The following is a 13,060-nucleotide window of genomic DNA, read 5'->3' as shown; positions in this document are numbered from 1 at the left end:
CTTTGGGTATATGTATAATCTCATACCTAGAAGTGAAAGTCAAGACTAATTGGAGACTAAGAGTCTCCCGCTATCCATCCCCTCCCTGCCTGCGGCGAGGAAGGGGAATTCCGCGAAATCCGTTAAAAAGCTTTGAATAAATTTCTGAAATTATGACTATTACTACTCGTCGTAAATCAAACACTTTCTACGTCATCTTAATTGCTGGCGCTGCTGCCCTCGGTGGCTTCTTATTTGGTTTTGATACTGCCGTCATTAACGGCGCTGTTGCCGCTTTATCTAAATCTTTTGGTGCCAAACAGCGTTTTAACTGGACTTGCCGTGTCTTTAGCATTGTTGGGTTCGGCGCTGGGAGCCTTCTATGCCGGAAAGATCGCCGACCGTTATGGGCGCGTCAAAGCAATGGTAGTAGCGGCGGTTTTGTTTACTATCAGCGCTATTGGTTCTGGGTTTGCTTTTACTATTTGGGATTTTATCTTTTGGCGGGTGTTGGGTGGCGTTGCCGTGGGCGCGGCTAGTGTGATTGCGCCTGCTTATATTGCCGAATGTTCTCCTGCTAATTTGCGCGGAAGACTCGGTTCTTTACAGCAACTAGCAATTGTTGTCGGAATTTTTATTGCCCTGTTATGCGACTACTTTATTGCCGTGTCCGCAGGTTCGGCAGAAGCGCCGTTTTTATTTGGAGTTGCTGCTTGGCGCTGGATGTTTTGGACAGAAATTCCTCCTGCCGTACTTTATGGAATGTCAGCGTTGATGATTCCTGAGTCACCACGCTACCTAGTTGCCCAAAATCGGGAGAAAGAAGCGGCTAAAGTCCTCACCAAAATTATTGGGGGCAATGTCTTAGAAAAAATCAATGAAATTAGACAAACCGTAATGAGAGAGCGCGAACCTAGCTTTTCCGATCTCTTAAGCAGAAGTGGCGGACTTTTGCCGATTGTATGCCTGGGAATTGGCTTATCGGTATTCCAGCAATTTGTCGGAATCAACGTAATTTTCTATTACAGCAGCGTTTTATGGCAGGCAGTGGGTTTTTCTGAGCAAGACTCCCTCTGGATTACAGTCATTACTGGGGCAGTAAATATTATTACTACCTTAGTTGCGATCGCTTTTGTAGATAAATTCGGTCGTAAGCCCTTGCTGCTCCTAGGTTCTCTGGGCATGACACTAACTTTAGGTCTAACCTCTATTTTTGCTAATGCCGCCCTCGATGCCTCTGGCAACCCAACATTGACTGGTTCGGCGGGAGTTACAGCGCTAATTGCTGCTAACCTCTATGTATTTTGCTTTGGTTTTTCCTGGGGTCCTGTGGCCTGGGTAATGCTAGGAGAAATGTTCAATAATAAACTTAGAGCCGCAGCTTTGGCGATCGCTGCTTCTGTGCAATGGGTGGCTAATTTCATCATCTCTACTTCTTTTCCTCCCCTGCTGCAATATTTCGGCTTAGGTTCTGCCTACGGTTTATATACAATTTCCGCCGCTATCTCGTTCTTTTTTGTCCTCTTTTTGCTGAAGGAAACTAAAGGCATTGAGTTAGAGGATATGTAATCAGTTTTCTCATAGTGGTGTTGCCTAACTAATTAAGGAAATAGTTTAAAACAGCCCAAATCTCTGTTTAAGTAACATCACTTACTCCCTAAACCTATTGAGAGGAAGTAAATATGTTTAATAAAATTCTCGTTGCAATAGATACATCCGAAGCTAGCGATCGCGTATTTAATCGAGCAATGGTACTAGCAAAGGCAACGGGGGCGCACCTCATGCTGCTACACGTGCTTTCTAGTGAAGAACAGGGTAGCCCCTATCTGCCCATAATATTTTCTGGTTTAGGCTACGCCGGAGGTGACAAAATCATTGAAAACTATCGAGAGGAATGGGATGTTTTTGCCAAGCAATGTTTGGAGTTACTAAAATCCCGTCAAGAGGAAGCAACTCAAGCAGGAGTAAAAGCCGAATTTACTCAACATCCTGGTAGTCCTGGTAAAACTATTTGTGACTTTGCCCATACTTGGGAAGCTGATACCATCGTCATCGGGCATCGGGGTCACTCTGGCATAAGCAAGTTGATTTTAGGCAGTGTGAGTAATTATGTTCTGCATCATGCTCATTGTTCTATCCTCATTGTGCAGTAACGCTTTAGAGCCAAAGAGTTTAATCGCCTTTCTATAGTGCCAATAAGTGCGATCGCCTGGTGTGATATCTATTTTTGCAAAATCTCGCTGTCTTAGAGCGAGATTTTGCTATTTGGGGGGTTTTTCTGAATCTAAGATTTATCCAGCAAAACCAACGGTAAATACAGCAACAGCCCCAAGTAATGCCAAAATTGTGAGTACAAGTCCGGCGTTAGGGCTACCTTTCCAGGAATAATTTTTGTCGTCCATAATTGAAAATAGTTTGTTTGGGCAATAATCATAATTGTTACATTCTTTAATAAGATTTTTTGTACTCAGCTAGGAATATAAGTAGTTATAGAGGTGAAACTTGAAAAATATTCAAATAGTTGGCATTATTCTCGGCGTTACCGTAGTTATTTGGGTGCTTAGAGGCTTTGGTATACTGAGCTTTATACCCGGTGGAATCCTGTGGTTACTCATATTAAGTGCGATCGCTACAGGAATTTTTGGTATTGTCCAAGACAAATGGCAAAGATTTTAGAGAAACCCCAGAAAACCAACTAATCAACCCTATGGGTGAAGGCGGGCGACTAGCGCCTTGATATTCTCCAATAAGTAAGAGCAATTAGAAAAATGTTCAAGGAGAACTAAATGACCGCTACAGATCCTACCTCCACTCAGTCAACTGTCTCTATAGCAGAACGTACTGTATCGGCAATATTTAAAGAACACGAACAAATCGACAGCGTAGTTCGCCGCCTAATCGATCGCGGAATTTCCCGCGATGATATTTCTGTCGTAGGCAAAAACTTTCATTCAGAAACTAAAATTGCTGGTTTTCTCACCAAAAAAGATGTAATTTTGGGCGGGCTAAGACAAGGCGCAATCTTTGGCTCTTTGTTTGGTTCAGCTTTAGCCTTGCTCACAGGTGTAGGGGTGTTGTTTGTACCTTTTGTCGGTACGTTAGTAGCCGCAGGTCCATTAGGAGCCGCTTTACTAGGTGCAGCTAGTGGTGCATTAGCTGGCAGTGCTGGCGCAGGCTTAGTATCTGCTTTAGTAACTCTCGGAATGCCCGAAGAAAAAGCTGCGATCTACCAAACTCGAATTGAGGCGGGAGATTTCCTCGTAGCCGTAGAAGTACCTGCGGATAAATCTGGTGAAATTCAACTATTACTAGAAAGCGCTGGTGGTGAAGAAGTCCATACCAACGAAACAGCCCTGCCTCGCGGTCGTTCTGGTCAAATTGAAGACCCCAGCCATTTATCGCCAGAAATTCGCTCTCATCTTTCTGAAGATGCCCAACGAGCATTTGTCGCCAATTACAATGCCGAGCTATCAAATTCCGGTGACGAAGCCAAAGCCGAACATCACGCTTGGGATGTGGTGCGCGAACAATTTGCTCAAGATGAGCATGGTGTATGGTCAAAGTCTACTATGAGCGTTTAAATATCTACTAAAGAGCTTTGAGCCGCCAAAATCAAATTTTGGCGGTTTTTTTAAGACAATTTTTGTTCGCCAAATTTGAGTTGTCGATATATCACGATATATCGTAAAATTAAAACAACAACTTAAATTGCTGACGAGGAACTGTGATGTTTGGCATTGCATATAGCTATCCTGCCTTTTTTGCATCAGGACACGAGGGATCGAGTTGCAGAGGAAAATCGGGCAAAAGTCCGCGTTCTAGGCGGGGTTGGGGAGATGAGCAACGGACTCCTCGCGGAGATATAAAATATATTTTGCTGACTTTACTCGCTGAAGAACCCAGATACGGCTATCAACTCATCAAAGAATTAGAGAGTCGTTATAGTGGCTTTTATCGCCCCAGTCCAGGCTCGGTTTACCCCACCCTCCAGTTACTTGAAGAAGGTGGCTATCTTACTAGCGAACAACTTGAAGGTAAGCGTGTTTATACAATTACAGATAGTGGTAGAGAATTACTTGCTGGGCGAGATACGCCTGTTGAGATGGCTGGTAGAGGTGAAAGATCTCAGCAATTGCATGAATTGAAAGAGGCAATTACAGAATTGAGTGCCGCCGTTATGCAAGCAGCGCGTAGCAATGATGCAGACCGCTCTAGCCGAGTACGAGAAATATTAAACCGTGCCAAACGAGAAATTTACACCATTCTTGCCGAAGAATAATCTAATAGAGACTTGTGGCAGCAAGTTTAATGGTCTGTAGCAAAAATTCCTCACCTATGCGCTTTGGTATAGGTGGGGCAGGGATTACCGTCCGGGTTATATTTTGCTATTGGGATTAATCAGGCTTATTGAGACTATTTTGGTTAAGTAATAATCTTGTCTCTACATTTCAAGCCTAAACAATTTGACCTTAAAAAACTTCTCTATCAACGGGAGTAGTCTTAATAGAAGATTTTTTAAACCAGCCTTAAAGTATCTCACTTTGAACAGTATTGTTGCTAATAAAATTCTATTTAAAAAAACCTTAGCAATAAAGATATGAAATACTTTTGGCTATTATTTGCTTTATTTACGAGCGTACCAGCAACAGCCCTAGCCGCTCAAAATACTGCCCCAACGAGCTTTATAAGTGGAATTGATGGGATATCTACAACAATTGTATCAGCATTAGAAAAAGTTATTTTTCTGAGTATTGGCGGGATGCCTCTAGTAGTATTGTGGCTACTATTAGGGGCAGTTTTTTTCACATTGCGAATGAAATTTGTCAATATTCGTGCCTTTCCTCACGCCATTAATGTCGTGCAAGGACAATATGATAATCCAAATAAACCCGGTGAAGTGAGCCATTTCCAAGCACTATCAGCAGCACTTTCGGCAACAGTAGGACTAGGAAATATTGCTGGAGTTGCGATCGCTATTCAGCTAGGAGGTCCTGGTGTTGTATTCTAGATGACACTTGTGGGGTTTCTAGAGATGTCAAGCAAATTTGCTGAATGCACTCTAGCCCAGATGTATAGAATTAATCGACCAGATGGTTCACTCTGCGGTGGTCTTATGCACTACCTATCACGCGGTTTGGCTGAGAAAGGCTTGCGCCCATTGGGTAAAATATTGGCTGGAATGTTTGCTGTTTTCTGTATTGGCGGGGCTTTTGGTGGCGGCAATATGTTTCAGGCAAATCAATCTTTTGTAGGTGTTGCCCAAGTGTTTCCATGGTTTCAAGAACGTAGCTGGCTTTACGGTCTTATTCTTGCTTGCTTAGTTGGGATAGTAATTATTGGCGGTATCCGCCGTATTTGATCTGTAGCGGAGATTCTTATCCCTACAATGTGTTTTATTATTTACTTTATCGCAGCAATATGGATTATTTTAGGCAATTTTACTGAAATTCCTGCGGCGATCGCCACAATTATTCGAGAAGCTTTTGCCCCAGCAGCCATCGGTGGCGGTTTTGTGGGCGTGCTAGTACAAGGGGTAAGAAGGGCAGCTTTTGACAACGAAGCGGGTGTCGGTTCTGCACCTATTGCTCACTCAGCAGCCCGGACTGAAGAACCCATCCGTGAGGGGATTGTTGCCCTACTTGAACCGTTTATTGACACTGTAGTAGTAAGCAATATTACAGCATTGGTAATCGTAATTATAGGGGTATATAGAAATTCCCAGTTCGACGGGATTGGGATGACTTTTGCAGCTTTTCTACTGGGATCTCTTGGTTTCCTTTCTTGTTATCTTTAGCTGTATTTTTGTTTGCCTTTTCGACAATTATTTCCTGGGGCTATTATGGAGAGCGAGCTTGGGCTTATTTGTTTGGCGAACATACGTTGAGGGTTTTTCAGGTGCTGTTTGTGGTTGGTGTATTTGTAGGCGCGGTAGTAAACTTGAAATCTGTGCTTAATTTCGGTGACATGATGATCTTAAGCATGGCTTTTCCTAATCTATTAGGTTGTTTTCTGCTATCGGGAAAAGTTGCCGCAGCTTTAGAAGACTATATGCAGCGCTTACAAGCTAATAAAATGCCAGTATATCGGTAAATAAGTTAACCAAGCCAATTAAATAGCGATCGCCACTTTTGAGTGGTGCTTTCTTTTTTACCTAAACATATGTTATGTTTAGAGATTCTTGGACGTATAGCTCAGTTGGTTAGAGCGCTACGTTGACATCGTAGAGGTCCCCCGTTCGAGTCGGGGTACGTCCATACCTCCAGTTGTACAGTGACTAATTGTTTGTCATCTGTGACAGATTAATGTCGTTGTGACTAATTAACTGTTGTCGGGACAAATTAATATCTTTTAAGCGCCAGTGACAGATTAATGTCATTTATTTACAGAGACTATAACCATAGTGTCAACGTAGCGCTCTCTTTCAACCCCCTAATACAACTTATGATAACCCACCTAGTACCTGGAGGGTTGTTGCGACTTAAGTACTATGCCAACTTCAGCGTTTGTTGATGCCCTTTCAACCCACCTAGTACCTGGAGGGTTGTTGCGACAGCATCGGCAAGGAGATCGCCTGCTCTGGCTCTACTTTCAACCCACCTAGTACCTGGAGGGTTGTTGCGACTAACTGTCACCTTCAAGTGCAGAGATGGCAGATTGCCTTTCAACCCACCTAGTACCTGGAGGGTTGTTGCGACTCACGCTTAAACATTGTTAAGCCAGTTTAAATCGTCTTTCAACCCACCTAGTACCTGGAGGGTTGTTGCGACCCTCGAAGGGTAGTAATGACCTACACCAAACAAATGCTTTCAACCCACCTAGTACCTGGAGGGTTGTTGCGACGTGTTTCAGTTCCTTGATATTCCCAGATGCTAACTTTCAACCCACCTAGTACCTGGAGGGTTGTTGCGACGCACGAATCTGGCAATAATTCAGCTTCTATCCACCCCTTTCAACCCACCTAGTACCTGGAGGGTTGTTGCGACTGCCGTTGCGATTGAGTCGGTAACGTTATCGCTACTCTTTCAACCCACCTAGTACCTGGAGGGTTGTTGCGACCTACCTTCCTAGGCGGCGCGAGTAATTGGCGAGACTTTCAACCCACCTAGTACCTGGAGGGTTGTTGCGACCGTTGATGTTACAAACGAGAATTTAGATTTTTATCTTTCAACCCACCTAGTACCTGGAGGGTTGTTGCGACAGGTAGAGGGAAAAAGTTTTCCCCAAGAGAACCCGGCTTTCAACCCACCTAGTACCTGGAGGGTTGTTGCGACAAAAGCATGGGATAGCTTGAGCCAGGAAGAGCCTTTCAACCCACCTAGTACCTGGAGGGTTGTTGCGACCTAGTACCGTTTTTGTAATGGATGATTATGAAATTCTTTCAACCCACCTAGTACCTGGAGGGTTGTTGCGACCGATCTCTTTTTGGCTAGGAGCAAAGCTTTACCTTTCTTTCAACCCACCTAGTACCTGGAGGGTTGTTGCGACCCAGCAAGATTAACTGAATCAGGAAAAATAATAGGCATCTTTCAACCCACCTTTCACGATCGGCATAGTGCCAAGCTTATGCTCCTGAATCAGGAAAAATAATAGGCATCTTTCAACCCACCTAGTACCTGGAGGGTTGTTGCGACATAGTGGAAATGAAACACCTTGTCGCGCAAGAAAGAAATTCTTTCAACCCACCTAGTACCTGGAGGGTTGTTGCGACCTAATATCCCGGAGCATCAGCCAACTAAGAATGAACTTTCAACCCACCTAGTACCTGGAGGGTTGTTGCGACTAAGTAATGGAATATTGGTTGAAGTGCGCAAATACTTTCTTTCAACCCACCTAGTACCTGGAGGGTTGTTGCGACGTAGTGTTCTTGATATTGAAGTTCTTAGGTAAAGTCAGCTTTCAACCCACCTAGTACCTGGAGGGTTGTTGCGACAGGGCTAGCCAGATGATGATGAGCATGACTAGCCTTTCAACCCACCTAGTACCTGGAGGGTTGTTGCGACATGGTGCAGGTGAAGCACACGAGGCAGCAGTAGGCAAACGAAGAAAGACTTTCAACCCACCTAGTACCTGGAGGGTTGTTGCGACTTGCTGGCACGTCTAGAAGGATGACACAAACCACAACCTTTCAACCCACCTAGTACCTGGAGGGTTGTTGCGACAAGTTAGGACGGCGTTGGCGAAAATGGCAAAAGGGCTGCTCAAAATCTTTCAACCCACCTAGTACCTGGAGGGTTGTTGCGACTTAGGGGAACACAGCGATATAGTTAGCGCCGCGATTAGTCTTTCAACCCACCTAGTACCTGGAGGGTTGTTGCGACATGACGAGACCTCCCCTGTTTATCAATCCCACTAAATCTTTCAACCCACCTAGTACCTGGAGGGTTGTTGCGACACCACCAAGCTTAAAATATTGTGAGGCAATGTTTCTAGCTGTCACAAGCGCGGATGTCCCTCAATTTACTATCTGAGCCTCAGCCTTCAAAATCACTTCTTGATGAAATAACGATAAAAGCCAGACTGGACAAGCTATTTGGAACTTGCGCGGTTATCTGAGAAATTTTGCCCCAACGTTAGTTCTTCAAAGGAAGAATTGGGGAGGGTTCCCCCTTGGTCGGGGGTGATTCAGTAGCCACTACAGCAGTACATCCGCGCCCTTATTGCTGGGAGCGCACCTATCCTGTCATAAAGACAGCAGCATCAGGGTGAGCAGCTACTAGGGTCAGAAAGCAAGACTGTATTGCTACAGTCAAACTAACCCTCATTTAACACAGTTCAGAGGCTGCAAGCAGCATGAACTGCGGCGCTATTTATTATTTTATTATCAAGGTTCAGATATTTGTCAACTTCGCCTAGCTAGGCGGAGATGGTAAGCAGAAAAGGCTAATTCTTTTGCTTTTTCATTGGGACTGCCGCGAATAGGTTGTTTTCCCGCTTCAATCATGATTCCTATCTGAGCGGCTTTACTTTGAATGCTTTGAATTAATCTGCCGTAGCTCCAGGAATGTACGTTAACTCGATACTGTTTGGCGTATTTTTGCTGAACTTCTACGGAGCCAGGACATTTTGCTTCGGCTATGGCTTGGATTTCACTTTGGAGAATCTCTCGCATATCCCCTAGCTTAGGCAAAACGATGCTGCCAGCTTTGTACGTTTGTGCGATCACAATAATTTCTTTAGCCAATAGTCTGTCTACATACTCCCCTAACTCAGATGTACCAAATTGATTAGGAGAGAAGCTTTTTTGTGCCTTGTGGCGCTCGTGGGATAACGCTCGCTGTTGTCGTCTTTGGCGATTTAGGAGTTCGTAATTTTCCCCAAGTAACTGGCGGATACTGCGGTAAGCCAAGACTTTGTTGGCGATCGCATCCACTACAGCAACAGTTGCAGGTTTTTCTAGACCCAGGCTGACACCTACTAAAATGTGTGATTGACCTTGGTAAAGCAGTTTACTAGGACGCTCAAAGGAATTGTTAATTCGAGTTAGCGTTGATTCTTTACGTTGAATAAAAGCTTGCTGTGTTTCGCTGAGGTCACTTTTCTCCTTCATCTTGGTAATGAATCTGGTAATCTCATCAGCTTTTTCCTGGCGAACTTGTTCTGTACCCTCCTCTGTCCACAGGCGATTGTCAACACAGCAATAGAGAGTCAGGTGGTGAAGATTCCAAGGTTCGCCTTTACCCTCACTTTCTTGCCAAGCTAGACGACCATTTCTGAGGGTGAATAAAGCACTTGAATACTGATCTTTGCTTTTGCGTTTAGTTTGTTTATCTTCTAAAAAGCGTTTAAACCAGTGCAGTTGACGACTATCGCAGTACACTTCAAAAGTTAAATCCCTTAAGCCATTGAAGTGAACGCACAGTCTACCTTTTTCATTTTTTGACCAAACTAGGTCTTCGTTCGTCTCAAAAACCACAGGAAAAGGAACAGAACTTGGGCGGGTTAACAGAATATCCTGCCAGCGTTTAGCTTCAGCATTATCTTCAGGAACGGTCGTTGTAGCAGTGAAGAGTGTCTCCAACCATTTAGCATTGGCTAAATCTCGACCCTTGGGAATTCGACTTGTTAGCTTGTCTGTTAGCCGTTGAATTTGGATTTCAACCTTACGGCGGCGTTTAGCAAATTCTTCGGGGTCTTCTTCTTTGTCATTAAGTTTGCAGCCATTTTTCAGCAGATAACTGATGGCGCTACGGCTGAGTATGTCGTCCGTTTCTTGGTAAGCGTCAAATAATTTATTCAATAAGCTACGGTCAGGATTGGAAGCGGATGATTTTTGGGATTTTTTAATCTTTCCTCTTTTAGTCAAAGGAGCAGCTACGTCAAATTCTGGCGTAGCTATTGCCAAAATCTCAGCAGCTTTGGTACGAATTTCGTCTAAGCTACAACTGCTAATTTCTACTAATTCGACATCGCTGTTGAGCATTTCCATCCAGCGTATCTTGCCATCTAGCTGCTGCTGTAGCCGTTTCTGTATAGCTAGCCAAGATTTGTAGATGTAATCTACAACATGAATTGCTGATTGATACAAACGGCTGGGCTGACCTGTAAAGCTAGGGTCAGTTTTCAGGGGTTGGCAAAGTTGGTTAACAACAGTTGACGGTAGTTTGCCATTTTTTCGCCATTTCTCGAAATCTGGATGTTTACTAAGCTGCTGAAGCAATTCGTTAATTAGGGGTGTATTCAATTCAGCCATTAACCGCCATAGTTCTTGGCGGCTGGCTTCTTTGGCAATTAAGCGGCACTCAATAGTTATCTGACTCATAAAAATATAATATCATAAGAAAACATTATGTGTTTAAAAAGGGCTGAGTTATTTTGCATCGTAGTTGGGTATTATGAAAATCTATGGATGATTTCTACACAAGTACAGATGCAGCGCAAATTACCGGATGCACTCGGCGGCAATTACAGTATTGGCGAGAGAAAGGGGTAGTTGTACCAACGGTTAACCCTAGTGGCAAGGGTCGAAATGTATATTATTCGCCAACGGATTTGTTAGCGCTGACAGTGATGGAATATTTGCTGTCTATAGGGTTGAGTTTTGAGGTTTGCCGGGAAGTATTGGAAACTCTTAAAGCTAGTGAGTCGTGGATGTTCCAGCCGTCTGTCTTAGAAGGGCAGAGGTCGCGGTTTATGCTGTTATTGGATTTAAAGCGGCGGCGTTTGGTCGATTTTGACAGTAATTTGGCGTTGGAAACGATTAATCAGGGTTTGGCTGTCGTGCCGTTTTGGGGCGATCGCATTCATCAACGTTTACGCGACAATCTCAGCAGTTTTGCTACCGCAGGTGATCGCATAGTTTAATTTTGTAGAGATGACTTAAAGTACAGTTCTACGGCGTTGCTGATTCAAGTTATGAACCGATATTCGTCATCACGGCGTTGAGTAGGTTTGTCTGTTTGCTATTAGCGTTATCAATTTGCTTTTCTAAGTTGTCGCAAAGAGCCATGAGTTGATCGATTTTGGCAACGATGCGATGTTGTTCGGCTAGAGGTGGGAGGGGAACTAGAAATGCTTTAATTTTTCTTAAAACTAGATTTTTATTTCCTACGCCTTCAGTTCCATCAGATGAATATTTTTTTACCAATGGTGAGTTTATAAGCTTAGTAACGTAATTGACATCTATAGAATTTTTCACTAGCTTGAGTAGTGCAACGCTTACAAAAATACTAAATTTTCTATTTGTGTTGATTGTTACAGCAATTCCAGTGGTTCCAACCTTAGTAAGAAGTACATCTCCTATTTCAGGGTGGCATCGTTTTATAAGTGCCTCATGTTCTTCTTCTGATATAAATCTAGTTGTAGAAAAATTAATTTCTCCTGAACTTATGTCTTTTACAGAAAGGAATGGTACTTCACTTTCAGTATATGTCGGAGTATGGTGTGTACCATCTGTTATTAAAGTGCAAAGATCATCCAGATAGCACCATTCCCAGCTAGCAGGAAGTTGATAAGGTACTTGTATTGAGTTAAATTCTGGTAGTTCTTTTTGAGACTTAATTTTCTTTTTCTTGACCAGTCTTTGCTTCTCTGCCTTGATCGCCTTCAACAATTCACTAGCAGGCTGATCGCTTGGATCTTGCGGTACTAATTTACCCATGACGGCGAGTTGCAGGATCGCTTTGCGTAACTCTGATACATTCTCTTTAACTGAATAGAGTTCGCCGAAGTGTTGCGTGATGAATTGCCATGCGGTGTTAAAGTTGCTTTGCTCCTTTGCCATAAGTAGGCGATTGAGGGCGGCAGTGTGGACGGTGATTTGTTTGCGATCGCGATCGCCCCGCAGTTTTTCCAGTTCATCACATCGCGCCATCAATTCATCAATTTTGGCAACAATGCGGTGTTGTTCAGAAAGAGGAGGGAGGGGATGAATACTCATTACTGCTTGTTCGGTTCCCAGTCTTGGCATCTTTACGCCATACATAAGAGTATTTACATAGTTTAGAAATGCAGATCTTTTTAAGACCCACTTTAGAAAATGAGGATCAATATCTCCTAAAGGTACGATAGGGACTATTTCTGTCGTACATACTCCATCGTTATCAGCTACAACTACCTTGTTTAAATATGGTCGTAGCTTGCCATAAAGAACATCACATTTTTGAAAAGTTGATTTAGTAGATTTAGATTGTCGTTCAGAATATTTAGCTCTATATATGATTCTTGATGTGTCTTTTTCAATATCCTCTAAATCTAATAGCCAAGTATCAGGTGAAATTTCTTCAGGATGAATATTTATTCTTCCGTTGTAATTAGCAATATCACCTAATCTTACCCATTCCCAACCGTTCGGCAAATCATACGGAACCTCATCAGACTTAATCTCTGGCAAAGGCTTAGACTTTTTAATCTTCCCATCCTTCACCAACCTATTTTTCTCAGTCTCAATTTCTTTCAACAACTCACTAGCAGGCTGATCGTTAGGATCTTGTGGTACTAACTTACCCTGCATCGCCAAAGACAAAATTAGCTCGCGCAGCTTCTTAATCCCATCAGGTGCAGCAAAAGCCACATCAAAATATTTTTTTAAAAGTATTACAGCGTCAGTTTGTTTACTCATTTCGGTCTTTTACAAATTGCCAAT

Annotated in this window: 7 protein-coding genes, 1 tRNA gene, 2 pseudogenes and 2 CRISPR repeat arrays; of the genes and pseudogenes, 8 read left to right on the top strand and 2 right to left on the bottom strand. The window is 43.3% G+C overall.

Features of this window, described 5'->3' with window-relative positions; all coding sequences use genetic code 11:
* Positions 1 to 152 precede the first annotated feature (152 nt).
* The 7 genes and pseudogenes from AC2VE5_RS13350 (at position 153) to AC2VE5_RS13320 (ending at position 6,233) form a co-directional block, all read left to right on the top strand.
* Positions 153 to 1,548: pseudogene (locus AC2VE5_RS13350) on the top strand (sugar porter family MFS transporter).
* A gap of 113 nt (positions 1,549 to 1,661) precedes the next feature.
* Positions 1,662 to 2,132, top strand: a complete 471-nt coding sequence (locus AC2VE5_RS13345; protein WP_486888234.1) for a universal stress protein — start codon at positions 1,662 to 1,664, stop codon at positions 2,130 to 2,132.
* Positions 2,133 to 2,481: 349 nt separating this feature from the next.
* Entirely contained in the window at positions 2,482 to 2,655 is a 174-nt protein-coding gene (locus AC2VE5_RS13340; RefSeq protein ID WP_486888233.1) for a hypothetical protein, read from the top strand.
* A gap of 110 nt (positions 2,656 to 2,765) precedes the next feature.
* Positions 2,766 to 3,560: a ChaB family protein gene (locus tag AC2VE5_RS13335; RefSeq protein ID WP_486888232.1), complete on the top strand. Its 795-nt coding sequence runs from the start codon at positions 2,766 to 2,768 to the stop codon at positions 3,558 to 3,560.
* Positions 3,561 to 3,706: 146 nt separating this feature from the next.
* Complete coding sequence (locus tag AC2VE5_RS13330) at positions 3,707 to 4,258, top strand: PadR family transcriptional regulator (protein WP_486888231.1); 552 nt, start codon at positions 3,707 to 3,709, stop codon at positions 4,256 to 4,258.
* A gap of 318 nt (positions 4,259 to 4,576) precedes the next feature.
* Positions 4,577 to 6,069, top strand: a pseudogene (locus AC2VE5_RS13325) (alanine/glycine:cation symporter family protein).
* A gap of 90 nt (positions 6,070 to 6,159) precedes the next feature.
* Positions 6,160 to 6,233: transfer RNA gene (locus AC2VE5_RS13320), tRNA-Val, on the top strand.
* A 187-nt stretch (positions 6,234 to 6,420) separates the two neighbouring features.
* A CRISPR array of direct repeats spans positions 6,421 to 7,464; the repeat unit is 37 nt; unit sequence CTTTCAACCCACCTAGTACCTGGAGGGTTGTTGCGAC.
* Between the two features lie 108 nt (positions 7,465 to 7,572).
* Positions 7,573 to 8,371: direct repeats of the CRISPR family, unit length 37 nt; unit sequence CTTTCAACCCACCTAGTACCTGGAGGGTTGTTGCGAC.
* A gap of 447 nt (positions 8,372 to 8,818) precedes the next feature.
* Here AC2VE5_RS13320 and cas12k read toward each other — a convergent pair.
* On the bottom strand, positions 8,819 to 10,738 hold the full coding sequence (gene cas12k, locus AC2VE5_RS13315) for a type V CRISPR-associated protein Cas12k (RefSeq protein WP_486888230.1): 1,920 nt from the start codon (positions 10,736 to 10,738) through the stop codon (positions 8,819 to 8,821).
* An 83-nt stretch (positions 10,739 to 10,821) separates the two neighbouring features.
* Between cas12k and AC2VE5_RS13310 the strand changes: the two genes are divergently transcribed.
* On the top strand, positions 10,822 to 11,280 hold the full coding sequence (locus AC2VE5_RS13310; RefSeq protein WP_486888229.1) for a MerR family transcriptional regulator: 459 nt from the start codon (positions 10,822 to 10,824) through the stop codon (positions 11,278 to 11,280).
* Between the two features lie 49 nt (positions 11,281 to 11,329).
* On the opposite strand, the gene AC2VE5_RS13305 is transcribed toward AC2VE5_RS13310, so the two are convergent.
* Positions 11,330 to 13,036, bottom strand: a complete 1,707-nt coding sequence (locus tag AC2VE5_RS13305) for a restriction endonuclease subunit S (protein WP_486888228.1) — start codon at positions 13,034 to 13,036, stop codon at positions 11,330 to 11,332.
* Positions 13,037 to 13,060 lie beyond the last annotated feature (24 nt).

This window comes from Aliterella sp. E5.1 (assembly GCF_057473825.1).
This window is presented reverse-complemented; position numbering and strand designations above follow the sequence as displayed.

Bases quoted from the DNA above. Each gene is read 5' to 3' on its own strand.
- AC2VE5_RS13345 (WP_486888234.1), top strand. From the start codon at position 1,662: ATGTTTAATAAAATTCTCGTTGCAATAGATACATCCGAAGCTAGCGAT.
- AC2VE5_RS13335 (WP_486888232.1), top strand. From the start codon at position 2,766: ATGACCGCTACAGATCCTACCTCCACTCAGTCAACTGTCTCTATAGCA.
- AC2VE5_RS13330 (WP_486888231.1), top strand. From the start codon at position 3,707: ATGTTTGGCATTGCATATAGCTATCCTGCCTTTTTTGCATCAGGACAC.
- cas12k (WP_486888230.1), bottom strand. From the start codon at position 10,738: ATGAGTCAGATAACTATTGAGTGCCGCTTAATTGCCAAAGAAGCCAGC.
- AC2VE5_RS13310 (WP_486888229.1), top strand. From the start codon at position 10,822: ATGGATGATTTCTACACAAGTACAGATGCAGCGCAAATTACCGGATGC.
- AC2VE5_RS13305 (WP_486888228.1), bottom strand. From the start codon at position 13,036: ATGAGTAAACAAACTGACGCTGTAATACTTTTAAAAAAATATTTTGAT.